Origin of the sequence: Saccharopolyspora mangrovi (assembly GCF_035320975.1) — a bacterium.
GTDB classification, from domain to species: domain Bacteria; phylum Actinomycetota; class Actinomycetes; order Mycobacteriales; family Pseudonocardiaceae; genus Saccharopolyspora; species Saccharopolyspora mangrovi.
Window position 1 is genome coordinate 65,589 of the sequence record NZ_JAWLNX010000011.1, and the last position, 24,260, is coordinate 89,848.

Consider the following 24,260-nt stretch of genomic DNA (forward strand, 5'->3'; position numbering starts at 1 on the left):
GTGGGTGTCGACTACTGGGGGCAGCATGACCGAGCAGGACGGGAGAACACGCCGGCGCCGGGTGTGGGGCGCGGTCGCGGTGGTCGTGGTCGCGACGGTGGTCGCCGGGGCGATCGCGCTGCGCGCTCCGTCGCCCGTGGGGCACTGGAACTCCCGCGCCGGGCACGACGCCTTCATGGCCGACTACCAGCGGGCCTGGCAGGCCATGCCGCCACCGGCTGAAACCCGGGACGTGCGCACCGAGTTCGGGTTCGTGCGGGTCTACCGGTTCGAGGGCACCGGGGCGAGCCGGTCGGAGCACCCGTTAGTGCTGCTGCCCGTCCGGGCCTCGCCCAGCCCGATCTGGGCGGACAACATGCCCTCCCTGCGCCGCCTCGGTGACCTGTACGTCGTCGACCTGCTCGGCGAACCGGGGATGAGCGTCCAGGAGGTGCCGATCGAGGACTTCGAGGACAACGCGGCCTGGCTCGACCAGACCCTGGCGGCGCTGCCCGAGGAGAGGTTCAACCTGCTGGGCCTGTCGATCGGCGGGTGGACGGCGACGAACCTGGCCACCCACTTCCCCGGCCGGGTGGCGAGCCTGCTGCTGATCGACCCGGCGCAGACCTGAGGCCATCGGCACCGAGATCGGCCGCTTCCTGGCCGCGCAGCGGTGATTCAGATCTTGCCGACGAGCTTGTCGGGCGTGATGGGCAGGTCGCGGACGCGGACGCCGGTGGCGTGGTGCACGGCGTTGTCGACGGCGGCCGCGGTGCCGCAGATGCCGATCTCGCCGATGCCCTTGGTGCCCATCGGGTTGACGTAGGGGTCGTCCTCGTCGATCCAGTCGACCTCGATGTCGCCGACGTCGGCGCAGGCCGCGACGTGGTACTGCGCCATGTCCCGGTTGATCACGTGCCCGTAGCGCGGATCGACGTGGGCTTGCTCGTGCAGGGCCATCGACATGCCCATCGTCATGCCGCCCATGAGCTGGGAGGCGCCGGTCTTGGCGTTGACGATGCGGCCGACAGCGAAGATGCCGAGCATGCGCGGCACCCGCACCTCGCCGGTGTCGACGTTCACCCGCGCCTCGGCGAACTGGGCGCCGAAGCTGTGCATCGCGAACGCGCCCCGATGCGGGTTGTCGGGCGTTCGACCGGTCACCACGACGCCTTCCTCGGGCACCGGCTCGCCTTCGGGCAGCTCCGCGCGCAACTGGCGCGCGGCGTCGACGATCGCCGAACCCCAGCAGGTGATGCCGGTCGAACCGCCCGCTCCGGAGGCCCAGGGCAGGTCGGTGTCGCCGATGCTGAGCACGACCCGGTCGACGTCGGTGCCCAGGGCGTCGGCGGCGATCTGCGTCAGCGCGGTCCAGGCGCCGGTGCCGATGTCGGCCGCGCCGATCAGCACCCGGTACCGCCCGTCGGGCCGGGCTTGGACGGTGGCCTGGGTGCCGGGCTGCGAGTTGACCGGGTAGGTGGAGGCGGCGACACCGGTGCCCACCAGCCACTCCCCGTCCCGGCGCACGCCCGGAACGGGGTCGCGGTCGGCCCAGCCGAACCTGCGGGCGCCTTCGCGCAGGCAGGCCACCAGGTTCCGGCTGGAGTACGGCAGGCCGGTGTCCGGGTCGACCTCGGGTTCGTTGCGGATGCGGAACTCGACGGGGTCCAGCCCGCAGGCGAGGGCCATCTCGTCCATCGCCGTTTCCAGCGCGTACATCCCTGGGCACTCGCCCGGTGCTCGCATCCAGGTCGGCACCGGCAGGTCCAGCTGCGCCACGCGGTGGGTGATCCGCCGGTTCGGCGCGGCGTACATCGTGCGCGTGGCTTTCCCGGCCATTTCGGGGAAGCTCTTGATGCGGGCGTCCTGGGCGACCACGTCGTGACCGATGGCGGTGAGGCGTCCGCTGGAATCGGCGCCGAGCCGCACGCGCTGGATCGTGGCGGCGCGGTGGCCGGCGATCGGGAAGACCTGCTGGCGGGTGAGCACCAGCTTCACCGGGCGCGGTGCGACGCGCTGGGCCGCCAGGACGGCGGCCACCAGGTGCGCGTGCGCGGGTCCCTTGGACCCGAACCCGCCGCCGACGTGCGGTGCGACGACGTGCACGTTCTCGGCGTCGACGCCGAAGAGCTCGGTGAGGGTGTCGCGCACCCAGTGCACGCCCTGCGTGGAGTCGTGGACGGTGAGCTCGCCTTCGGACCACGCGGCGGTGGTGGCGTGCGGTTCCATCGCGATGTGGTGCTCCTGCGGCGCGGTGTAGACCGCGTCGTGCACCACCGCTGACCCGTCGAGGGCGGTGTCGAGCTCGCCCCGGTCGAGGTCGTCGTCGGCCGGCACGAGGTCGTCGCGGTCGGCCCGCAGGTCCGCGTCGTGCTGGTCCTGCGCGTACTCGACGCGCACGCGACCCGCTGCGGCGCGCGCGATTTCGGAGGACTCGGCGAGGACCACGGCGACCGGCTGCCCCCGGTAGCCGACCTCAGGTGATTGCAGCACCGCGAGTTCGGCGTCGTCGGTGGAGGCCAGTTCGGGCGCGTTGCGGTAGGTGACCACGTCGAGCACCCCGGGCTCGTCCAGCGCCGCGGTCGCGTCGATGGTGGTGATGCGCCCGCGCGCGATCTGCGACTGCACGAGGTGGGCGTGCACGGCCTTGTCGACGGGGTGTTCGGCGGCGTAGAGCGCGCGGCCGCGGACCTTCGCCTCGCCTTCCAGGCGGTCGAGGGGCGCTCCGAGGACTCGGGTGGCGGTGCTCATCGCGCCACCCCCGCCAGGTCCGCGAGCGCTCCGGTGATCATGTTGCGCACCAGCTGCACCTTGAAGTCGTTGTCGGGCAAGGGATCGGCCGCCTCCAGCTCGGCGTCGGCGGCCCGGCGGAAGGCCTCCGCGGTCGCGGGCTCACCGCGCAGCACCTGCTCGGCGGTGGTGGCCCGCCAGGGCTTGTGCGCGACCCCGCCCAGAGCGACCCGCACGTCGCGGACCGCGCCGTCGGCGACGTCGAGGGCGGCCGCCACCGAGACCAGCGCGAACGCGAACGAGGTGCGGTCGCGGGCCTTGCGGTAGCGGGAGGTCGTCGCGAACTCCAGCGGCGGGACGTCCACCGAGGTGATGAGCTCGCCGTGGTCGAGCACGGTGTCGCGCTGCGGTTGGTCGCCGGGCAAGCGGTGCAGGTCGACCAGGTCGATGCGGCGAGCTCCGCCGGGTCCGACGGTGTTGACCACGGCGTCGAGCGCGACCAGCGCCACCGCCATGTCGGAGGGGTGGGTGGCCACGCACTCGCGGGAGGCGCCCAGGATCGCGTGCTCGCGGTGGAAGCCCTCGCGCGCCGAGCAGCCGCTGCCGGGTTCGCGCTTGTTGCACGGCGTGGTGACGTCCTGGAAGTAGCCGCACCGGGTGCGTTGCAACAGGTTCCCGCCGGTGGTGGCGAGGTTGCGCAGCTGCGGGGAGGCGCCCGCGAGCACTGCCTGGGACAGCACCGGGAAGCGCTGCCGCACCAGCGGATCCGCGGCCAGCGCGCTGTTGGTGACCGAGGCGCCGATGCGCAACGTGCCGTCGCGGTCCTCGATCTGGTCGGAGGTCAGCCGGCGCACGTCGACGAGCACTTCCGGTGCGGCGACCTCGAGCTTCATCAGGTCCACGAGGTTGGTGCCGCCGGCCAGGTACTCGGCTCCGGGCGTCTCGGCGAGCACGCTCACCGCCGAGTCCACGTCGGCGACGCGCTGGTAGTGGAACGGTCTCATCGGGTCACCGCCTCGTTGACCGCGCGAACGATGTTGGCGTAGGCGCCGCAGCGGCAGATGTTGCCGCTCATCCGCTCCCGGATCTCCCCGTCGAGATCAGCGCCGTCGGCGGTGACCGCGCTGGGCTCTCCCGCCTTCAGCTCTTCGATGGCGGCGACGGCCGAGACGACCTGGCCGGGCGTGCAGTAGCCGCACTGGAAGGCGTCGTGCCGGATGAACCCGCGCTGCACCGGGTGCGGCTCACCGTCGCCGAGACCGTCGGCGGTGCGCAGGTGAGCGCCGTCGTGGGCGACGGCGGGCATCAGGCAGCTGTTGACGCGCCTGTCCTCCAGCAGCACGGTGCAGGCGCCGCACTGGCCGTGGTCGCAGCCCTTCTTCGGGCTGGTGATCCCGAGTCCTTCGCGCAGCGCGTCGAGCACGGTCGTGCGGGTGTCCACGGTCAGCCGGTGCTCGGTGCCGTCCACGAACAGGGTGATGTCGGCGTCCACGATCCCTCCCCAATCGAGCCTGCACCACGCTTACCCGCACCTGCGCCGCGCCATGCACGGTCGATCAGTGCAGGTCACGCCACGGATCGGACTTCTGCGCGAGCCTGCGGCCCATGTTGGCCAGGCCGTAGGAGCGCGGGTGCACCCGGCCGAGCTCCTCGGGGTCGATCGGGGTGGCGGCCGGAGCCCCGGGGCGGGCGCGCAGCGAGTAGGGCGCGATCATGGTCTGGCCGTAGGCGTTGCGGTTGACGTCCAGGAAGATCCGGTCGCCGCGCTTGTTCTTGCGCTGCTCGGTGGTCAGCCGATCCGGGTCGTGGCGCGCTCCGCGCTCGGCGATCTCGCGCATCTGGGAGCGCACCTCCTCGAAGCCGACCTCGCCGTCCAGCGGCGCCGCGATGTGGAAGCCCTTGCCCCCGGTGGTCTGCAGGTGCGGAGCGAGACCCGCTTCGGCGAGCAGTTCGCTCATCGTGCGCACCACGCTTCGCAGCGTGGCGATGTCGGCGCCCTCGGGCGGGTCGATGTCGAGCACCGTCAGCACCGGGCGCTCCAGGTCTTCCACAGTGGACAGTGCGATGTGGAGCTCCAGGCAAGCCTGGTCGGCGAGGTAGAGCAGCGTCCGCTCGTCCTCGACGAGCACGTGGTGGACGGGGGTTCCTCCGCCCCGCTGCGGCACCGAGGTCCGCGGGATCCAGTCCGGGAAGTGGCGCGACGCCTCCTTCTGGAAGAAGCCCTCCGCCTCGATGCCGTCCGGGAACCGGCGCAGCGTCACCGGTTTGCCGCGCGCGTGCGCGATCAAGGGGCCGGACACGGAGCGGTAGTGGTCGAACACGTCCTGCTTCCGGAGAGAATCTTGCGGGTAGAGCACCTTGTCCGGGTTGGACGGTGCCTCCTCGTTTCGCGGCATGACCACGACGTACCCGGGCCGCCGCACCCCCAATCACCTGGTCGTGAGCAGCGTTGTCAGCGCGGCGTTAAAACATTCGGGTGATGACGGGAACCGATGGCCGTTGGATTTGTTCCTATTGGCTGTAAGCGGATTACGACGAACGCCGAACAGGGAGACCCTCGATGCAGCAACACGTGCGCGCAGAACTCATCGGCGGCCCGGAGGACGGGAGATCGTTCATCATCCCCGCCGTCGACGCGGACTTACCCATGGGCGAGTTCGCCTTCCCCTCGCCCCGCGACGGGGACGCCCCCTGCTCGCCCTACGCCTGCTACAACCGCCGCGACCAGCGCGCGGACGGGGTCTGGCGCTACCAGTACGCCGGAGAGCACAGCGTGACCCCGTGAAGCCCGGCGCTGCCGACCCTAGCTCACCGGAGCGTCGGTGGGGTGTGCCAAGCTGCGGCCATGCGGATCGCCACCTGGAACGTCAACTCGGTCGGGGCCCGGCTGCCCAAGCTGCTGGACTGGCTCGGCACGGCCGAACCGGACGTGCTGTGCCTCCAGGAGCTCAAGTGCGCCGAGGACGCCTTCCCGTTCGACGAGGTCGGTGAGCTCGGCTACGAGGTCGCCGCGCACGGGACCGGCCGCTGGAACGGCGTCGCCGTGCTCTCCCGCGTCGACCTGACCGAGGTGCGCCAGGGCCTGCTCGACCAGCCCGGCTTCCAGGCCGACGGCTCCCTGTTCGAAGCGCCCGAACCCCGCGCCGTCGCCGCGACCTGCGGCGGAGTCCGCATCTGGTCGGTGTACGTGCCCAACGGCCGCGAAGTCGGGCACGCCCACTACGACTACAAGCTGCGCTGGCTGGACGCGCTGCGCGCCACCGCCGTCGAGGAGCTGGCGGCCGACCGCCCGTGGGCGGTGCTGGGCGACTTCAACATCGCCCCCGACGACGAGGACGTCTGGGACATCGCGGCCTTCGAGGGCTGCACCCACGTCACCCCGGACGAGCGCAAGGCGCTGAGCGCGCTGACCGAGACCGGCCTGGCCGAGGTCCACCCCCGGCCGCTGAAGTACGACGTGCCGTTCACCTACTGGGACTACCGGGCGCTGCGGTTCCCGAACAACCAGGGCATGCGCATCGACCTCGTCTACGGCAACCGGTCGTTCACCGGCGCGGTCACCGACTCCTACGTCGACCGCAACGCGCGCAAGGGCAAGGGCACCTCCGACCACGCCCCGGTGGTCGTCGACCTCGACCTGGGCTGAGTTCGCCGCGACGGTGATCACCTCTGCGCTCCCGGCGCGTCCGGGGCGCTATGTTGCGGGGTGAACCACCCGGCGGGAGGAGCCACGACGTGTCCGATTCGCTCTGCCACCGCACGGCCACCGACCTGGCCGCGCTGATCCGGGCGCGCGAGGTCTCGGCGCGCGAGGTCGTGGAGGCCCACCTGGACCGGATCGAACGGCTCAACCCGAAGATCAACGCCGTGGTCTCGCTCGACCCCGAACGCGCGCTGGCGGCCGCCGCCTCCGCCGACGAGCAGCTGGCCTCGGGCGCCCCGGTCGGGCCGCTGCACGGCTTGCCGATCGCGCACAAGGACACCCACGACACCGCCGGGATCCGCACCACCTACGGCTCCCCGCTGCTGGCCGACAACGTTCCCGAGCGCGACGAGCTGGTGGTCGAACGGCTCAAGGCGGCGGGCACGATCGTCGTGGGCAAGACGAACGTGCCGGAGTTCGCGGCCGGCTCGCACACCTTCAACCCGGTCTTCGGCACCACCGCCAACCCGTACGCGCTGGACCGCTCCGCCGGCGGCAGCAGCGGTGGTGCGGCGGCGTCGCTGGCCTGCCGGATGCAGCCGCTGGCCGACGGCAGCGACATGGGCGGGTCGCTGCGCAACCCGGCGTCGTTCAACAACGTCGTGGGCCTGCGGCCGGCTCCGGGTCGGGTGCCGTCGTGGCCGGACGCCGCGGCGTGGTCGACGTTGTCGGTGCAAGGCCCGATGGCGCGCACGGTGGCCGACGTCGCGCTGATGCTCTCGGTGATCGCCGGGCCCGACGACCGCAGCCCGATCTCGATCAGCGAGCCCGGTTCAGTCTTCCGGGGTTCGCTGGAGGCGGACCTCTCCGGACTCCGGGTGGCGTTCTCGCTGGACCTGGGCGGGAACCTGGTGGTGGACCCGCAGGTGCGGGCGGCGCTGGAACCGGCCGCGCAGGTGCTCGCCGACGTCGGCGGTGCGGTCGAGCAGGCGTGGCCGGACCTGACCGGCGCCGACGAGGTCTTCCGCACGCTGCGCGCCTGGCAGTTCGAGCTGATGCTCGGCGAGCTCCGCGACGCGCACCCGGAGCGGATCAAGCCGAGCCTGCGCGACAACATCGACGCGGGGCGGGCCCTCACCGGCGCCGACGTGGGCCGCGCCGAGCGGCTGCACACCGAGCTGTACCACCGGGTGCGCGAGTTCTTCACCCGCTACGACGTGCTCGCGCTCCCGGTCAGCCAGGTGCCGCCGTTCGACATCGGCCTGGAGTTCCCCACCGAGATCGGTGGCGTGGCCATGCCCTCCTACCTCGATTGGATGCGCTCGGCGTACTGGATCTCGGCGACCGGGTGCCCGGCCCTCTCCGTCCCCGCCGGCTTCACCCCCGACGGCCTGCCGGTGGGCCTCCAGCTGGTGGGCCCGCACCGGTCCGAGCGGCGGCTGCTGGAGATCGCCCACGCCTTCGAGCAGGCCACCCGGCACGGAGACGCGCTGCCGCCGCTCTAGGAATCCCGGTCGGCGGCCGTGGCGTGGTCGTAGTAGCCGAGGACACCGGTGGCCCCGTGCAGCGCGAATCCGGCTTCGGGCGTGGTGGGCCCGCCCGCGGTCTCGATGATTCGCCGCATCGTGGTGTTGACGAGCTCGTCGAGGGCGCGCCAGCGCCCGGCCGGGTCGCCGGAGGGCGTGGCGTCCTCGGCGAAGTCCTCCGCGCAGCGGTCGAGGCCTTCGCGCAGCAGCCGCACGTGCTTGAGGAACGTTCCCCGCCCCCAGCCGGGGGCCAGCTCCTCAGCCCGCGAGGCGAGCAGCTCGGCCATGTAGGTGATGTCCTCGACGTGGTCGCCGAGCCACTTGCGGCGGCGGTGGATCGAGCCCAGTTCCGGCCACCGCTTGCGCGCGGCCTGCCGGGTCCGGCCGGTCACCGCGCTCAGATCGGCCAGGCTCGCGCCGAGCCACACGCTCTCGGCCGCGGCCGACTCGGTCTGCTGCGCAGCGGCCTCCGCGACGAGCTCCTCGGTGTCCAGCGCCGCGCGCAACCGCGCCAGCGATTCGACCCGCCACCGCTGCTCGGCGCCGTAGTCGGAGCTTTTCGCCCCCGGATCAGCGACCTCCACGGGCACCGATCCGGCCAACCGCTCGACGAGCCGAGCGGCCTCGTCCCGCACCATGACAGGCCCCCTCCTGTAAACCTGCGGTTTACAGTATCACTGTGAACCGCAGGTTCACAATGCCAAGCCTCGGCCCGCGGCCAGCGTCGATGCCTCGACCGGACCGGATTCGCGCGGAATCATGCTCCCGTCCGGCGATCGGAAGTCCACTGTGGACTGCAAAGTGGTGAATTCTCGTGGCTGACGGCTGGAATCGGACGCTCGACGTCTTGATTCCGGCGGTGAACACAGGTTTACTCACGGGGTGAACAGGGGTTCACGCCGCAAGTGAGGAGTCTGATGAGCGCCGCCGGGTCCGCTTCGTCCGCAACGCGCAGTTCCAGATCGGTCATCGTCGTGCTCGCCTCGTGCGGCATCGCGGTATCGCTGATGCAGACCCTCGTCGTCCCGCTCCTCCCCGAGTTCCCACGGCTGCTCAACACCACCGCCGCCAACGCCGGCTGGCTGGTCACCGCCCCGCTGGTCGCCGGAGCCGTGTGCGCCCCGGTCACCGGGCGGCTGGGCGACATGTACGGCAAGCGCCGGATGCTGCTGCTCTCGCTGGCCACGATGGCGGTCGGCAGCGCGATCGGCGCGGTCAGCGATGACTTCACCGCCGTGCTGGTGGGCCGCGTGCTGCAGGGCGCGGCGGTCGGCGTGGTGCCGCTGGGCATCAGCATCATGCGCGACGAACTGCCCGAGGAGCAGGTCGGTTCCGGGGTGGCGCTGATGAGCGCGACGCTGGGCATCGGCGGTGCGGTCGGTCTGCCGATCACCGGCGTGGTCGCCCAGGAGCTCGACTGGCACTGGCTGTTCGCCGGGGCGATGGTCTTCGCGCTCGTGGAGATCGCCCTGATCCTGAAGGTGGTGCCGGAGTCGTCGCTGCGCACCGGTGGCAAGTTCGACTTCCTCGGCGCGCTGGGACTGTCGGTGGCGCTGACCTGCCTGCTGCTGGCGATCTCCAAGGGCAACGAGTGGGGCTGGTCGAGCGCGCTGGTGCTGGGCCTGCTCGCCGTGTCGATCGTGGTGCTGCTGGTGTGGGGCGCGTACGAGCTGCGCACCCGGGCGCCGCTGGTGGACCTGCGGGTCTCGGCGCGGCCGACGGTGCTGCTGACCAACATCGCGTCGGTGCTGGTGGGCATCGCGATGTTCACCGGGTTCCTGGTCGGCTCGCAGCTGCTGCAGGCCCCGCCCGAGACGGGCTACGGCTACGGCATGTCGCTTGTGGTCGCCGGGCTGGTGCTGCTGCCGATCGGTGCCGCGATGGGCCTGTTCTCCCCGGTCTCGGCGCGGCTCTCGCGCCGCTACGGGCCGCGCACCACGCTGATCATCGGGGCCTGCGTGCTCATGCTGGGCAACCTCGGCGGCTCGCTGCTGCACGATCCGCTGCCGGTGGTGGTGCTGAACCTGACCATCGGTTCCATCGGTGGCGCGCTGGCCTACGGTGCGCTGCCGACGCTGATCATGCGGTCCGTGCCCGACACCGAGACCGCCGCCGCCAACGCGCTCAACAGCCTCGCCCGGTCGATCGGCACCTCCAGCTGCAGCGCGATCGTGGTCGCCCTGACCACCGGTTCCCTGGTGCACGTGGCCGGGGCGACCTACCCGTCGATCAACGCCTACTCCTGGGTGTTCGTGGTGGCCGGCGGCGCCGGTCTGGTGGCCGCGCTGATCGCCGCGGCGACTCCGGGACCGCCTCGGTACGAGGCTGTTACCCCGAGGGTGGCCGCTGCGGTGGGTGGCTCGCGCTAGCCTGAGGTGCATGCCCACCACCGGCTCGTCGATCGAGGAGCAGCGCCGCGACGCGTGCGCCACGCGGGAGAGCATCCTGAGGGCGGCGAGGCGGCGCTTCTCCTCGTGCGGCTACGCCGACGTGACGCTGCGCGACATCGCCGCTGACGCCGACGTCAGCGCTGCGCTGGTGGTCAAGTACTTCGGCGGCAAGGAAGACCTCTTCGCGCAAGCCTCGGACTTCCAGCACGACGCCGAGAAGCTGCTCGACTGCGAGCTGCCCGAGCTCGGCGAGCACCTGGTGCGCACGCTGCTGGACTACCACGACCGCACGCAGGGCGACCCGTTGGTGCGCGCGGTGTTCACCTCGTCGCGCCCGGCGGGTGCGAGGTTCCGGGACAACTTCGAGTCCCAGCTGGTCACCCGCCTCGCCGAACGCCTCTCCGGGCCCCGCGCGCGGCTGCGCGCCGAGCTGGTCTGCAGCCACCTCATGGGACTGGGCGCCGCCCGCCTGGTGCTGCGCACCCAGGCGATCACCGCCGAACCCACCGAGGAATTGGTCGCGATCACGGCCCCGCTGATCCAGAACTGGATCGACAACCCCCTCTGAACCCGGGGGCGAAAACCGCAGGAGTCGTCAGGGCGAGAACTGCGGTGTTCGCCCTCCGGGTGCGGGTCAGGCCGAGCGGCCGAGGACCGTGCTGTGCGGGATGCCGTCGAGGGCCTTGGTGAACTGCTCGATGACGTCGGTGAGGGCACCCGCGCTGTCGTCGTGGACGGTGAGCTGCTCGTCGACCAGCGAGAGGTGCTTGTCGAGCAGGAAGAAGCTCTGCACGGCGTGGCGGGCGCCCAGCGAGTGCACGACCGGGCGCAGCGCGTAGTCGATGGCCAGCACGTGCGCGACGCTGCCGCCGGTGGCCAGCGGAAGCACGGCCTTGCCCGCGAACCCGAACTGCGGCAGCAGGTCCAGGAACGCCTTCAGCAGCCCCGAGTAGGCGGCCTTGTAGGTGGGCGTGGCCAGCACGATCCCGTCGGCCTCGGCGACCTCGGCGATGGCCGAGGCGATCGCGGGGTCGGTGACGTCGGCGCTCAGCAACGCCTCGGCCGGCAGGGTGCGCACCCGGAGGTGCTCGGTGGTGCGACCGGCGGCGGCCAGCCGCTGGGCGATGTGCTCGCCGACCTTCTCCGTCTTCGAGGTGCGCGACGGGCTTCCGGAAATGACCAAAACCGTGGACACGGACTTCTCCCCTGTTCCTGGTCCGCTCGAGGACCGTTACCGGGTTCCGCCGATGACGGCGTCTCCCCTGACTGTGCGATTTCGTCAGGAGCGACAGGCCTGCGCTTTCACGCGCTGGAAGTCGACGTGCATCCGCCTGCTGAGTCTCGGAGAGGTCACGGCACCATCGTCTGGGCGGCCCGGTTGCGGTGTCAACGAGCGGTCGCGCGATCTCACGAGGCGGACGCCGCGTGCCGAAACTCGCGGCGTTTCCTCTGGCCATCGAGGTGTCCGGGCGACGAAGCTGTCGGGTGGACCACGAAGGAGGAAAACCAACATGTCAACAAGCCAGACCGCGCTGTGGCACCCGTTCGCGGACATGTTCGAGGTCAAGAGCAGCAGCTTCTGCGTCACCAAGGCCGAGGGGGCCTGGATCTACGACGATTCCGGACGCCGCTACCTCGACGGCACCGCGAGCCTCTGGTACGCCAACGCCGGGCACGGCCGCACCGAGATCGTCGAGGCCGCCGCGGCGCAGATGCGCGAGCTGGAGTCCTACTTCGTCTTCAACGACTACACCAACCCGCCCGCGGAGGCCCTGGCCACGCGGCTGGCCGACCTCGCGCCGGTGCCCAACGCCAAGATCTTCCTGACCACCGGTGGCGGTGAGGCGATCGACACCGCGGCGAAGCTGACCCGGCAGTACTGGGCGCAGCGGGGACAGCCGCAGCGCACCCACATCCTCAGCCGCGGCAACGCCTACCACGGCACCAACGGCATGGGGACCAGCATCGGCGGCATCGAGGCCAACCAGGCCGGTTTCGGCCAGCTGGTGCCGGAAACGGGCCGGGTCGCCCACGACGACGCCGAGAGCCTGCGCGAGGCCATCGAGCGCATCGGCGCGGAGAAGATCGCGGCGTTCTTCGCCGAGCCGGTGATGGGCGCGGGCGGCCTGTACCCGCCGGAGCCGGGCTACCTGGAGGCGGTCGCCAAGATCTGCTCCGAGCACGGGATCCTGTTCGTCGCCGACTCGGTGATCTGCGGTTTCGGCCGCGTCGGAACCTGGTTCGGCGTGGAGCGCTGGGGCCTGCAGCCCGACATGATCACCTTCGCCAAGGGTGTGACCAGCGGTTACCTGCCGCTGGGCGGTGTCGTGGTGGCCGAGCACGTCGCCGAGCCGTTCTGGGACGAGCCGGGCCGGGTGTTCCGCCACGGCGCCACCTACTCCGGGCACCCGACGGTGGCGGCCGCGGCGATGGCCAACCTCGACATCCTGGAGCGGGAGGGGCTCATCTCCCGGTCCGACCAGCTGGAGCGTCCGCTGCACCAGGCGCTCGAGCAGCTCGCCGGACACCCGGCCGTGGCCGAGGTGCGCGGTGGCATCGGCCTGCTCGGCGCGGTCGAGCTCACCGCCGAGCAGCTGCAGGCGGGTGCGCTGCCCAAGCTGCAGAAGAAGATCCGCGAGCTCGGCGTGATCGTCCGCCCGCTCGGCAAGGCCCTGGCGGTCTCGCCGCCGCTGATCATCACCGAGGAGGAGATCGGGCTCATCGGCAAGGCCTTCGCGGAGGGCTTGGACGCGCTGGTGTGAGTTGATCGGGGCGGCCGCGACACGCCGCGGTCGCCCCGACACGCCAAGGGCCCGATCGTCGCTCACCCCCTCGGTTATTACAGGGGCCACCGGCCTGGAACTTCCCCGTTGTGGAACCGATACGTCCGGAGGTGGTCCCGACCTGCTTTCGTCACGTACGTTTTTCACCAGATCGTGCGTCGTCGCAGATGGAGAAGGCTGTCGGCGGCGGTAGCGGTGTTCGCGGCGGCCCGCCGAATCCCGGGCCGAGGAGCGAAGGACAAGGCCGAAAGCAAAAGGGCCCCTGCGAACAAGCCACCCGGTGGAGTTGGCAAAATACGGCTTCCGGGTGATCGAACGCGCAGTGGGGGCGGACGGAGGAACTCAACCAGGTGAACACTCAGACCGCACAAGTCGACGATCTTCGACTGATCGCGCTGCCCAGCGCGGTGAACTGCACCGAGATGTTCGTGCGGTTCTCCCTGGCCGAGTGGAGTCTGCGCGAGATGACCGACATCGCCACGCAGCTCACCGGCGCCCTGGTGACCGCGGCCGTGGACGCCGCCGACCAGAAGAACCCCGGTTTCATCACCGTCCGCCTGCGCCTGAGCGGCGAGAGCCTGGTCGCCGAGGTCCAGGACGAGCAGGCCACCGTTCCCCCTCAGCTCGCGCCCGGATTCGCCGACGGACGCTGCGGTGCCACCGCGTTGCGCACCGGCGGCACCCTGGTGTGGTGCGAGATGCCGCTGCCCAGCGGCGTCAAGGCCGACTCCGTCCCGCTGCCCCGCCGCTCCCGCAAGAAGAACGCGATGGCCCCGCAGACCACCGAGGAGACCGCCGAGGTCGACCCCGAGGTCATCAAGCGCCTCCTCTCCGGCCTGAGCAACGGCGGCCTGGACTGAGAACCGCTCTGGTTCCTCTGCTCAGCGGTGCGGGTGGCGGAACCTGACCGGCTCCGTGGACTCCGCGCGCCGCTCCTGAGGCACGTCCCGGTTGCGGCGGGGTGACCTGGGCCTTGTTTCGCCGGGTCGTGCTCCGGGCACCTTCCGGGGCATGGACCAGGCAACGTTCCGCTCCGAACTGGCGCAGCAGCTGCGGGTGGACTCGGTGCGGGCCAGCACCGCCGCCGGCTCCGGTCATCCGACCTCGTCGATGTCGGCGGCCGACCTCATGGCCGTGCTGCTCGACGGGCACCTGCGGCTGGACTTCGATCACCCGGACAACCCCGCCAACGATCACCTGATCTTCTCCAAGGGCCACGCCTCGCCGCTGCAGTACTCCGCGTTCAAAGCGGTCGGCGCCGTCGAGGACGACGAGCTGCTGACCTTCCGCGAGTTCGGCAGCAGGCTCGAAGGCCACCCCACGCCCGTCCTGCCCTGGGTGGACGTGGCGACCGGCTCGCTCGGCCAGGGCCTGCCCATCGGGGTGGGCCTGGCGCTGGCCGGCAAGCGGCTGGACCGGCTGCCCTACCGGGTGTGGGTGCTCTGCGGTGACAGCGAGATGGCCGAGGGCTCGGTGTGGGAGGCCTTGGAGCACGCCGGGCACGAGCAGCTGGACAACCTGATCGCGATCGTCGACGTCAACCGGCTCGGCCAGACCGGGCCGACCATGCACGGCTGGGACCTGGCCTCCTACGCCGCCCGCGCGCAGGCGGCCGGCTGGCGGACCATCGAGATCGACGGCCACGACCTGGAGGAGATCGAGTCCGCGCTGGCCGACGCCGAGAGCGGTGGTGGTCGCCCGGTGGCGATCCTGGCCGCCACCCAGAAGGGCAAGGGCGTCGCCGAGGTCGCCGACAAGCCGGGCTTCCACGGCAAGCCGCTGGCGCACGCCGAGGAGGCGATCGCCGAGCTCGGCGGGCTGCGCGACCTGCGGGTCAAACCGGCCACGCCCGACGGCGACGCCAAGCCGCACGTGTTCGACACCGGCAGCAGCGGCCTGCCCGCCTTCGAGGTGGGCACCGAGCTGGCCACCCGCAAGGCCTACGGCCAGGCGATCGCGGCGCTGGGCGACCGGCGCGGCGACGTGGTGGCGATGGACGGCGAGGTGTCGAACTCGACCTTCGCCGAGCTGTTCCGGGACCAGCACCCGGACCGCTACTTTGAGATGTACATCGCCGAGCAGCAGCTGATCGCCGCGGCGGTGGGCATGCAGGTGCGCGGCTGGTGCGCGTTCGCCTCGACCTTCGCCGCGTTCCTCTCGCGCGCCTACGACTTCGTCCGGATGGCCGCGATCAGCCGGGCGGACCTGCGGTTGATGGGCTCGCACGCCGGGGTGGCCATCGGCGAGGACGGTCCGTCGCAGATGGCGCTGGAAGACCTGGCGGCGTTCCGCGCGGTGCACGGCAGCACGGTGCTCTACCCTTGCGACGCCAACCAGACGGTGCAGCTGGTCGCGGCGATGGCCGACCTGCGGGGCATCAGCTACCTGCGCACCAGCCGGGGCGCGATGCCGGTGATCTACCCGCCCGACGAGGAGTTCCCGATCGGCGGTTCGAAGGTGGTCCGCGACGGCTCCGACGTGACGCTGGTCGGCGCCGGGGTGACCCTGCACGAGGCGCGCAAGGCCGCAGACCTGCTGTCGCACGAGGGGATCGAGGCTCGCGTCATCGACCTGTACTCCGTCAAACCCGTCGACTCCGAGTCGCTGCGGCGCGCCGCGAGGGAGACGGCGGGGCTGGTCACCGCCGAGGACCACTGGCCCGAGGGCGGGCTCGGCGAAGCCGTGCTCAGCGCGCTGGCCGATCAGCCGACGCCGGTGCGCAAGCTCGCCGTGCACGAGCTGCCGGGATCGGGCAAGCCCGCCGAGCTGCTCGGCCAGGCGCGCATCGACGCCACCGCCATCGCCGAGAAGGCCCGCGAACTGGTGTCCTGAGGGTTTCCGCGCGGTCGGCCGGGGTAGACGGAGGTCGAACGTGCTTGAACGGAGGAGTCATGGTTCTGGCGGATCGCGCGGAGATGCTGCAGGTGCTGTGCCACGTCCGGTTCCCGGCGACGAAGCGGGAGATCGTGCAGCAGTGCGAGGATCTCGGGGCGGGCCCCGAGCAGATGGACCGGCTCGACGACCTGCCCGAGGGCACCTACGTCGAAGCCGACACGGTGCTGCAGGCGCTGCCGCACCCGATGCACGACTGACGGGCGGCAGCCGAGGTCAGGTGTCCTTGTGCTGGCGGGCGGTGAAACCGGCCGCGATGGCACCGGCGGCGGTGATCGTGCCCAGCGCGGCCGAGGTCCACACCAGGCCGCTCGCCAGCGACAGCAAGGACAGCATCGCGGTCAGCGTGAGCGCGGTGCACACCAGCACCCGGCGCAGCAGGCCCCAGCCGCGCTCGCCTTCGAACCGCTCGAACTTCTCCGCGAGCTCAGGGTCTGCGGCCACCAGCGCCGATTCGATCTCGGCGAGCCTGTCCCGCTCGTGCTTGCCCAACATGACGAGCTCCTAGTGACGTCCCCTTTGACCCCAACGAGGTACTCGCTCCCCAACTGCCGCAGGCGGTCCGTGGAGCTCATCCAGGCTCGCACGTGATCACCCGTCGTCCCTACGCTGCAGTCGGGTGATTTTCGGTTCACCGAACGACCTCCGTTCGGTTACCGACCGTCGACGACGACCGCCCTGCGCAACCCGCGCAGGGGGCCGGTGATCACCTCTCGTGCACTACGAGTAGTGCACGACGCCTTCGACGCGCTGCGCGCCGAGCTCCTCCTGCAGCACCAGGACGTCGAGGTGCGCGGCGGTTTCGAGCACGGCCATCATCTGGTTGAACACGTCGAGGTCGTCGAAGGCGCGTTCGCGGCGGGTCCAGGTCAGCGCCCGGGCCGCCTCGTAGGCGGTGCTCGCGCCGGCCGACACCACGGCGGCGGTGGCCACCAGTCGGGCGTCGTGGTGTGCCAGCAGCTCGTCGACCCGGTCGTGGACGCTGTCGGTGACCGGCCCGTGCGCGGGCAGCAGCCGCATGTCCGGGAGGCCGCGCACCAGCCGCAACGAGGCCAGGTAGTCGCGCAGCGGGCTGGCGGTGGGCGCCTGCTCGAAGCCGATGGACGGCGTGATGTGCGGCAGCACGTGGTCACCGGCGAACATCAGCCCGGCCTGCTCCTCCAGGAACACCAGGTGCCCGCGGGTGTGCCCCGGGGTGGGCAGCGCGCGCATCGGCCGGTCGCTCAGGCCGAGGTCGCTGGAGGCGTTGATCCAGGTGTCGGGCTTCTCCCAGATGTGGTTGCGCGGGGCGTCGTCGCGCAGGCTCAGCAGCACGTCGCGCACGGGCTTGGCGCCGTGCTCGGCCAGCAGCTCCAGCTGGCTGTCCATCGAGCGGTGATCCGGCGACATCAGCCGCTCGAGGGTGGCCTGCTCGCCCTCGCCGAGCAGCACCTCCGAGCCGAACTCGCGGCGCAGGGTGAGCGCCTGGGTGTAGTGGTCGCGGTGGGCGTGGGTCACCAAGAAGCGGGTGATGTCGCCCGGCCCGGCGCCGATCTGGGCGAGCGCGGAGATCAGCTGCTCGCGGGACTCCTCCAGCGCCCAACCGCCGTCGACCAGCGTCAACGAGTCGCCGTCGGCGATGGCGTAGACGTTGACCGCGCGCAGCCCGTCGTTGGGCAGCGGGAGCGGGATGCGGTGCACGCCCGGGGCCACCTCGAACGCGCCCGGCTCCATCCACTCGTACCGCGAATCACTCATGGTCAGACCTCCAGACACCCGGTCCACCAGCTCTACCACACATACCAACCGGTTGGTGTGTGGTCGCGCTCACTCGTGCAGTAGACTCCCGGGATCCGGACCACCGTCCGTCCACTGTAGATGACCAGGTGGCCGGATCTGACCTTGTTGCCGCGGGAACCACCGGGTTCTCGCGGCGAGGACCGAGGACGGGCGGAGACCGCGTGTCGTTGCCGGAAGAGCTGGCCGAACAGCTCCTGGGGTCCGTCATCGACGGGACCTACCCTCCCGGCGGCGCGCTGCCGTCCGAACCCGAGCTCGCCGAGCTGTTCTCGATGAGCCGGTTGACGGTGCGCGAGGCGATCAAGGCGCTGCGGGTGCAGAACGTCGTGCGCATCGAGCGCGGGCGCGGCACCTACGTCAACCCGCCGGTCGAGTGGACCTCGCTGCACCCGATGGTCCGAGCCGCCACCTCCTTCGGCGCCGATCCCGAGGTCGTCGCCGGGATCCACGAGGCCCGGCAGGTGCTGGAGGCCGGTGTGGCCGAACTCGCCGCCCTCAAGCGCACCGAGGCGGACCTGCAGCGGCTGCACCAGCACCTGCGCGAGATGCGCCAGGCCGACTCCCCCGAGGCGCGCGCCGGCGCGCACGTCGCCTTCCACGAGGCGATCGTGCACGCCACCGGCAACGCGTTCGTCCCGCTGCTGTTCGAACCGTTCACCCGCCTGCTGTCCGGGTTGCCCGCCGAGACCGACCGGGACGCGGTCGCCCGCCACGAGCGGCTGCTGGCCGCCATCGAGGACGGCGACCCGGTGGCGGCGCGCCGATTCATGGCCGCTCACCTGCACTTTCAGCACGACCAGGCGTGATCGGCGTAACCTCCCCGGTGGCCGGTCGTTGATCTCCCGGACAACTCGGGAGGTCTGGATGCGTCGCTCGTTGCTGGTCCTGCTCCTCGCGCTGCTGACCGGTGCCGCCGGTCTGACCACCGCCGACGCCGCCCCGGCCACGCCCGGTTGGACCGCGCGCGGCGAGACCTACCCGGGGGCGGTGACCGAAACCGACGTCGCGGTGCCGATGTCCGACGGGACCGTGCTGCGCGCCGACGTCCGGCGCCCCGCTGACGCCGAGGGCGAGGCCGCCGACGGCCGGTTCCCGGTGCTGGTCACCATCATCGCCTACAACAAGACGATCATCAGCGGTCCGGGGGCCGCCGCGATCGGTGGCGATCCGGAGTACTTCGTCAAGCGCGGCTACGTGCACGTCTCGATCGACGCGCGCGGCACGGGCTCCTCCGGTGGCGACTGGCAGGCGTTCAGCGCTCGGGAGAACGCCGACGCCGGTGAGATCGTGAACTGGGCCGCGTCGCCGGAACGCCCGTGGAGCAACGGTTCGGTCGGCATGCACGGCGCTTCCTACATGGGCATCAGCCAGCTGTTCGCCGCGGGGAACCGGCCGCCGGGCCTCAAGGCGATCTTCCCGCAGGTGCCCGCGATGGACACCTACCGCGACGTCGTCGCCTCCGGCGGCGCGCTGGACGTCGGGTTCATTCCACTGTGGATGGGTCTGGTCACCGGAACCGGTTTGATCCCACCGGCTTACGGCCCGGCCGAACCCGACAACGCGCTGCAGATGTACCTCGACCGGGTCCAGGGGGCGACGAGCTTCACCGCGCCGACGCTGCTGGAGGCCACGCTCGGCCTCAAGGCCGCCTTCGACGGGCCGTTCTACGCCGAGCGCTCGTCGGCGAGCGTGCTCGACCGCGTCGACGTGCCGACGTTCCTGGTGGGAGGCGAGTACGACCTGTTCCAGCGCGGCACGCCGATGGTGTTCGACAGCCTGCGGCAGCGCGGCGTCCCGGTGAAGATGATCTTCGGGCCGTGGGACCACCTGCAGGGCAGCGGTGACAGCGTCGCCGAAGCCGGTCACGGCACGCTGCAGGAGCTCCAGCTGCGCTGGTTCGACCACTACGTGCGCGGCGATGCCGACCCCGCGCTGGACTCCGACATCCCGCCGCTGACCTACCACGAGATCGGCTCCGGGCAGTGGCACGAGGCCGATCAGTGGATCGGTGAGCAGCGCGCCCGCAGCTTCCAGCTGTCCGGCACCTCGCTGCCGGGACTGCCCGGCAAGCTCGTGGACTCCGAACCGCAGCCCGGTCAGAGCAACATCGCCCCGCTGCCGGTGTCGGGGCTGTGCACCCGCTCGACCAACCAGTGGACCGCCGGGATGCCCAACGCCGTGGGCATCGCCCAGCTCTGCCACGACAACCGCTGGAACGACCTGTCCGGCGCGGTGTTCGAGACCGAGCCGATGACCGAGGCGGTGCGGATGCGCGGGCCGATCAACGCCCACCTCCAGACCTCCACCCCGACCGGCAACGGGATGCTGTCGGTGTCGGTGTCCTCCGTCGCCCCCGACGGCGCGGTCAACCGGCTCACCGGCGGCTGGCAGGTGCTCTCGCACCGCGCCCTCGACGAGTCCCGCTCGCGCTACCTCGACGGCAAGCTCATCCAGCCGTTCCACCCGTTCACCGCCGAAGCGCAGCGCACTATGCAACCCGGTGCGGTCGAACCGGTCGACGTCGAGGTGTTCCCGACCGGCGCGGTCATCCCGCCCGGGCACAAGCTGCGGATCTCCGTGCAGGCCTTCGACGTGCCGCACCTGCTGCCCACCGTGCGGGACCTGCCAGCTGCGCTGTCGCCCGTTGCCATCCACAGCTCTCCGGAGCATCCTTCGGAGATCACGTTGCCCGTGATTCCCGCCTCGGAAGGAGTCCGATGAACGCTGCGGTGACCGACATCGTCGACACCGATCGCTACCCGCTCGCCGACCCCGGCGGGCCCGGCTGGGTCAGAGCCGTGGAGCAGGTGCGCGCGGACCTGCGCGAGTCGGGGTGCAGCGTGCTGCGGGACTTCGTGGCCGCCGAGCACCGCGAGGCGTTGCGGGCGGAGTGCGCGGGCGTCGCCGACCGCGCCTACTACGAGGAGCAGACGGTCAACGTCTACAACACCTCGCCGGACGCCGACCTGCCCGACTGGCACCCGGGCAAGCGAACGACGTTGCGCGGCAACGCCTTCGTCGCTCGCGAGGACATCCCCGCCGAACACCTGATCCACCGGCTCTACACCGACGAGCTGTTCCAGCACTTCCTCGCCGACTGCCTGGAACTGCCGCAGATCCACCCCCTCGACGACCCCCTGGCGGGTCTCGTGGTGAACATCGTCAACCCCGGCAAAGAGCACCCGTGGCACTTCGACACCAACGAGTTCGCGGTCAGCATGCTCACCCAGCAGCCGCACGGCGGCGGCGTTTTCGAATACTGCCCGCACATCCGCTCGGCGGAGTCGGAGAACTTCGCCGACGTCGGCGCGGTGATCAGCGGCGACGGCGGGCACCTGGTGCGGAAGCTGCCGCTGCGGCCGGGTGATCTGCAGCTGTTCCACGGCCGGTACTCGCTGCACCGGGTCAGCGCCGTGGAAGGCGAAGTGGCCCGGCACTCGGCGATCTTCGCCTACAGTGATCGTCCAGGGGTGGTGGGAACCGCGGAACGCACCCGCCAGCTGTTCGGCCGGGTCACCGCAGCCCACGGAACCACCGCCCGAACCGACGACCTGCTCGACTGACAACCGGGAGGGGTGGGCTTGCTCAGCGGTGCGGGTAGCGGAACCTGAGCGGCTCCGCGGACTCCGCGCGCCGCTCCTGATGTCCCATGCACGGCGTCCCGGCGTGCTCGCCGCGAAGCCGCTCAGAACCCGCGACCGCGCCAGCTGAGTCCCACACCTGGAACAGCGACCACCGCCGCACACCTGAACGACACAGAGACGATCGAGGTTTCTTTGCGCACCAGCACTTTCGGCAACGAGGACTCGCTCCCCCGGGTCCCGCTGCCCACGCTCGAAGACAGCGGAGCCCGGTTCCTGCAGTGGTGCGCACCGCTGCTGACCGACGACGAGCTGGCCACCACCCGGCAGGCCCTGGCGGAGTTCCTCGACTCCGATGCGGCCGAGGAGTTGCACGCCTCGCTGACGGCCTACGCCGGGCAGGACGACGTGCACAGCTGGCTGGACGAGTTCTGGCGGGACCGCTACCTGGGCCGCCGCGACCGCATCGCGCTCAACGCGAACTTCTTCTTCCTGTTCAACGACACCGACGACGACCAGATCTCGCGCGCGGTCCGGCTGATCGCGGCGTCGGTGGACCACAAGCTGGCGCTGGACGCCGAGACGGTGCCGCCGACGACGCGGCGCGGCCAGCCGCTGTCGATGCAGCAGCACCGCTACCTGTTCTCCACCACCCGCATCCCGCGCGCCGAGCGGGACGGGGTGCGGGCGCCCAACACGCCCGAGCAGCCGGGTCCCAGCCAGGCGCGGCACATCGTGGTGTTCTTCCGCGGCAACGCCTTCCGCCTCGACGTGATCGGTCCCGACGGTGTCCCGCACACCCTCGACGAGCTCGCCGAGGCGCTGCGGCAGATCACCGCCACCACCACCCGAGGCCCGGGCGTGGGCGCGCTGACCAGCCACGACCGGGTCCGCTGGGCGGCGAACCGGGAAGCGCTGCTGGTCGACAACACCGCCTCGGTGGACGTGATCGAGACCGCGTTGTTCTGCCTGGCCCTGGAGCACGAGCTGCCCGCCGACATCGACGGCAAGTGCAAGCAGCTGCTGGCCGGTGACCCGACCGACCGCTGGTTCGACAAGGGCGTCACGCTGATCGTGTTCCCGGACGGGTCGGCGGGCATCAACGGCGAGCACTGCCTGCTCGACGGGACCACGATCGTCGAGTTCGTCGATTCGCTGGTGGAGGGCACCGCCGAGTCGCACTCGCAGTCCTCCGGCGCCGCCGCGCAGGGCGTTCCAGAACCGAGCGCGCTGGAATTCCACCTGCCACCGGCACTCTCCGGCGAGATCGAGGCCGCCGCCAAGGACTACTTGGCCTACGCCGAGGCGACCGCGACCCGGACCGTGCGCTTCGACGACTTCGGCTCCGAGCGGGCCAAGGCGCTCGGGGTGTCGCCGGACGCGTTCGTGCAGATGGCCTTCCAGCTGGCGCACCGGCGCTCGAAGGGATTCACCGGCGCGACCTACGAGTCGATCGCGACCCGGCACTTCCACCACGGGCGCACCGAGGCGATGCGCGTCGTGACGCCGGAGATCCTCAACTTCGTGGCTGCGATGGAGGCCCCGGACGTCTCGCGCGCCGACCGCGAGCAGGCGTTCCGCCGGGCCGCGGACGCGCACGTGACGCGCGCGAAGGAGTGCCAGGCCGGGGATGCGCCGGAACAGCACCTGTGGGAGCTGCAGCTCATCGCCGCCCGGCGCGGCCAGGAGTTCTCCCCCGCGCTGTACTCCTCGCCGGGGTGGCGGACGATGCGCGACGACTACCTGAGCACCAGCGCGGCGCCATCGGTCAACATCCAGTACTTCGGGTTCGGCGCCACCAGCGAGCACTGCATCGGGGTGGCCTACGTGCTGCTGCCGCAGAGCTTCAACGTGCACCTGAGCACGCCGCGCACGGTCGGTGAGCAGATGACGGCCTTCGCCGAGCAGCTGTCGCGCGCGATCGGCGAGCTCACCGAACTGGTGTCATGAGCCGGACCGATCAGCACAAGGCCGACTTCAGCGACATCTACGCCCAGCCGGACCCGAGGGCGTACGTCTCGACGCTGAAGCGGTTCGAGTACCAGATCCCGCAGCGCGCCACCCCGATCTTCCGCGAGGTGATCGGGGCGGCGCGCCCCGGGCGCGTCCTGGACGTCTGCTGCTCCTACGGCATCAACTCGGCCCTGCTGAAGTCCCCCCGGGACCCGCGCGAAGTCCTCGACCGCTACACCGATCCGGCGGTGGCGCGGTGGTCGGGCGCCGAACTCGCCGCGGCCGACCGGGAGGAGCTGGCCGGCGAGCTCGACGTCGTCGGCTTGGACGTGTCGGAGCCGGCGATCGCCTACGGCCGCGAAGCAGGACTGCTGTCCGACGGGTGGGCCGAGGACCTCGAAACCACCGACCCCTCCCCCGATCTCGCCAAAGGGGTCGCCAACACCGGCTTGATCATCTCCACCGGCGGTGTCGGCTACGTCGGCCGTCCCACCTTCGAACGGCTCCTCGGCGTGATCGACCGGCCGGAGGAGCTGTGGCTGACGATCTTCGTGCTGCGGGTGTTCGACTACTCCGACATCGCCGGACTCCTGGCCGACCACGGCCTGGTCACCGAGCGATTACCGGGCACCTACCCGCAACGCCGCTTCGCCGACGCGGCGGAGCAGCAGGCCGCGATCCACGACGTCGAACGCCGAGGCCTCGATCCCGAAGGCCTCGAAGCAGCAGGCTGGTACCACGCCCACTGCTACCTCACCCGTCCGAGCAACAGCCGATCGCCCCTCGCCATCACCTGATCACGAACCCCTGGGTCACCCTCCCCGCGATCCCCCGTCCGCACCGCCGCCTTTCGAATTTCGCGCGAAGTTCGAAAGGCGAGCCCGGCGTAGCCCTCTGACCTGCGCGGACACGCCCGGGTGCGTGGGCGGATTCGAATTTCGCGCGAAATTCGAGGGGGAACTCCGGGGGTCGAATTTCGCGCGAAGTTCGAATCCTGAGGTTCG

At 71.1% G+C, this 24,260-nt stretch carries 23 protein-coding genes; 15 read left to right on the forward strand and 8 right to left on the reverse strand.

Annotation, left to right across the window (positions count from 1 at the left end; translation table 11 throughout):
• The first annotated feature begins 25 nt into the window (after positions 1-25).
• Positions 26-610 carry an alpha/beta fold hydrolase gene (locus R4I43_RS17165; RefSeq protein WP_324266635.1) on the forward strand — a complete coding sequence of 195 codons (585 nt, stop codon included), beginning with the start codon at positions 26-28 and terminating at the stop codon, positions 608-610.
• Between the two features lie 47 nt (positions 611-657).
• Here R4I43_RS17165 and R4I43_RS17170 read toward each other — a convergent pair whose 3' ends face one another.
• From R4I43_RS17170 to ligD, 4 genes are all read right to left on the reverse strand, one after another.
• Entirely contained in the window at positions 658-2,730 is a 2,073-nt protein-coding gene (locus tag R4I43_RS17170; protein ID WP_324266636.1) for a xanthine dehydrogenase family protein molybdopterin-binding subunit, read from the reverse strand.
• Complete coding sequence (locus R4I43_RS17175; RefSeq protein WP_324266637.1) at positions 2,727-3,713, reverse strand: FAD binding domain-containing protein; 987 nt, start codon at positions 3,711-3,713, stop codon at positions 2,727-2,729. Before R4I43_RS17175 ends, R4I43_RS17170 begins: the two co-directional genes overlap by 4 nt.
• Complete coding sequence (locus R4I43_RS17180; RefSeq protein WP_324266638.1) at positions 3,710-4,201, reverse strand: (2Fe-2S)-binding protein; 492 nt, start codon at positions 4,199-4,201, stop codon at positions 3,710-3,712. The genes R4I43_RS17175 and R4I43_RS17180 overlap by 4 nt, the downstream gene beginning before the upstream one ends.
• 64 nt (positions 4,202-4,265) lie before the next feature.
• Positions 4,266-5,105: a non-homologous end-joining DNA ligase gene (gene ligD, locus R4I43_RS17185; RefSeq protein WP_324266639.1), complete on the reverse strand. Its 840-nt coding sequence runs from the start codon at positions 5,103-5,105 to the stop codon at positions 4,266-4,268.
• 164 nt (positions 5,106-5,269) lie between these two features.
• On the opposite strand from ligD, the gene R4I43_RS17190 reads away from it, so the two are divergent.
• From R4I43_RS17190 to R4I43_RS17200, 3 genes are read left to right on the forward strand one after another with little or no spacing between them, the layout of a single operon-like run.
• Positions 5,270-5,494 carry a hypothetical protein gene (locus tag R4I43_RS17190; protein WP_324266640.1) on the forward strand — a complete coding sequence of 75 codons (225 nt, stop codon included), beginning with the start codon at positions 5,270-5,272 and terminating at the stop codon, positions 5,492-5,494.
• Between the two features lie 60 nt (positions 5,495-5,554).
• Positions 5,555-6,355 (forward strand): exodeoxyribonuclease III, encoded by an 801-nt coding sequence (locus R4I43_RS17195; RefSeq protein WP_324266641.1) that lies wholly within the window; start codon positions 5,555-5,557, stop codon positions 6,353-6,355.
• A 50-nt stretch (positions 6,356-6,405) separates the two neighbouring features.
• A complete protein-coding gene (locus tag R4I43_RS17200; protein ID WP_407691265.1) occupies positions 6,406-7,857 on the forward strand; it encodes an amidase in 1,452 nt (483 codons plus the stop codon).
• Here R4I43_RS17200 and R4I43_RS17205 read toward each other — a convergent pair.
• Entirely contained in the window at positions 7,854-8,516 is a 663-nt protein-coding gene (locus R4I43_RS17205) for a hypothetical protein (RefSeq protein WP_324266643.1), read from the reverse strand. The two genes, R4I43_RS17200 and R4I43_RS17205, sit on opposite strands and share 4 nt — an antisense overlap.
• A gap of 279 nt (positions 8,517-8,795) precedes the next feature.
• On the opposite strand from R4I43_RS17205, the gene R4I43_RS17210 reads away from it, so the two are divergent.
• Together R4I43_RS17210 and R4I43_RS17215 are read left to right on the forward strand one after the other, a co-directional pair.
• Positions 8,796-10,247 carry an MFS transporter gene (locus R4I43_RS17210; protein WP_324266644.1) on the forward strand — a complete coding sequence of 484 codons (1,452 nt, stop codon included), beginning with the start codon at positions 8,796-8,798 and terminating at the stop codon, positions 10,245-10,247.
• A gap of 10 nt (positions 10,248-10,257) precedes the next feature.
• Positions 10,258-10,836, forward strand: coding sequence for a TetR/AcrR family transcriptional regulator (locus tag R4I43_RS17215; protein WP_324266645.1), 579 nt, complete (start codon positions 10,258-10,260; stop codon positions 10,834-10,836).
• A 66-nt stretch (positions 10,837-10,902) separates the two neighbouring features.
• Here R4I43_RS17215 and ssuE read toward each other — a convergent pair whose 3' ends face one another.
• The gene (gene ssuE / locus R4I43_RS17220; protein WP_324266646.1) at positions 10,903-11,463 is read right to left on the reverse strand and encodes an NADPH-dependent FMN reductase; all 561 of its coding nucleotides are present in this window, start codon (positions 11,461-11,463) and stop codon (positions 10,903-10,905) included.
• A gap of 316 nt (positions 11,464-11,779) precedes the next feature.
• Between ssuE and R4I43_RS17225 the strand changes: the two genes are divergently transcribed.
• The 4 genes from R4I43_RS17225 (at position 11,780) to R4I43_RS17240 (ending at position 16,143) form a co-directional block, all read left to right on the forward strand.
• Positions 11,780-13,030, forward strand: a complete 1,251-nt coding sequence (locus tag R4I43_RS17225) for an aminotransferase family protein (RefSeq protein WP_324266647.1) — start codon at positions 11,780-11,782, stop codon at positions 13,028-13,030.
• A gap of 371 nt (positions 13,031-13,401) precedes the next feature.
• Positions 13,402-13,911 (forward strand): histidine kinase, encoded by a 510-nt coding sequence (locus R4I43_RS17230; protein WP_093423361.1) that lies wholly within the window; start codon positions 13,402-13,404, stop codon positions 13,909-13,911.
• A 151-nt stretch (positions 13,912-14,062) separates the two neighbouring features.
• Positions 14,063-15,883, forward strand: a complete 1,821-nt coding sequence (locus R4I43_RS17235; protein ID WP_324266648.1) for a transketolase — start codon at positions 14,063-14,065, stop codon at positions 15,881-15,883.
• Positions 15,884-15,942: 59 nt separating this feature from the next.
• Complete coding sequence (locus R4I43_RS17240) at positions 15,943-16,143, forward strand: DUF2795 domain-containing protein (protein WP_324266649.1); 201 nt, start codon at positions 15,943-15,945, stop codon at positions 16,141-16,143.
• 16 nt (positions 16,144-16,159) lie between these two features.
• Here the strand turns inward: R4I43_RS17240 and R4I43_RS17245 are convergent, their stop codons facing one another.
• Together R4I43_RS17245 and R4I43_RS17250 are read right to left on the reverse strand one after the other, a co-directional pair.
• On the reverse strand, positions 16,160-16,438 hold the full coding sequence (locus tag R4I43_RS17245) for a DUF3040 domain-containing protein (RefSeq protein WP_324266650.1): 279 nt from the start codon (positions 16,436-16,438) through the stop codon (positions 16,160-16,162).
• A gap of 225 nt (positions 16,439-16,663) precedes the next feature.
• The gene (locus tag R4I43_RS17250; RefSeq protein ID WP_324266651.1) at positions 16,664-17,680 is read right to left on the reverse strand and encodes an MBL fold metallo-hydrolase; all 1,017 of its coding nucleotides are present in this window, start codon (positions 17,678-17,680) and stop codon (positions 16,664-16,666) included.
• A 203-nt stretch (positions 17,681-17,883) separates the two neighbouring features.
• On the opposite strand from R4I43_RS17250, the gene R4I43_RS17255 reads away from it, so the two are divergent.
• The 5 genes from R4I43_RS17255 to R4I43_RS17275 all read left to right on the forward strand — a co-directional run bounded on the left by R4I43_RS17255 (position 17,884) and on the right by R4I43_RS17275 (position 24,053).
• The gene (locus R4I43_RS17255) at positions 17,884-18,528 is read left to right on the forward strand and encodes a FadR/GntR family transcriptional regulator (protein WP_324266652.1); all 645 of its coding nucleotides are present in this window, start codon (positions 17,884-17,886) and stop codon (positions 18,526-18,528) included.
• A gap of 58 nt (positions 18,529-18,586) precedes the next feature.
• Positions 18,587-20,443: a CocE/NonD family hydrolase gene (locus tag R4I43_RS17260; RefSeq protein WP_324266653.1), complete on the forward strand. Its 1,857-nt coding sequence runs from the start codon at positions 18,587-18,589 to the stop codon at positions 20,441-20,443.
• On the forward strand, positions 20,440-21,285 hold the full coding sequence (locus R4I43_RS17265) for a HalD/BesD family halogenase (RefSeq protein ID WP_324266654.1): 846 nt from the start codon (positions 20,440-20,442) through the stop codon (positions 21,283-21,285). Before R4I43_RS17260 ends, R4I43_RS17265 begins: the two co-directional genes overlap by 4 nt.
• 213 nt (positions 21,286-21,498) lie before the next feature.
• Positions 21,499-23,253, forward strand: coding sequence for a choline/carnitine O-acyltransferase (locus R4I43_RS17270; protein WP_324266655.1), 1,755 nt, complete (start codon positions 21,499-21,501; stop codon positions 23,251-23,253).
• Entirely contained in the window at positions 23,250-24,053 is an 804-nt protein-coding gene (locus tag R4I43_RS17275; protein WP_324266656.1) for a class I SAM-dependent methyltransferase, read from the forward strand. The genes R4I43_RS17270 and R4I43_RS17275 overlap by 4 nt, the downstream gene beginning before the upstream one ends.
• Positions 24,054-24,260 lie beyond the last annotated feature (207 nt).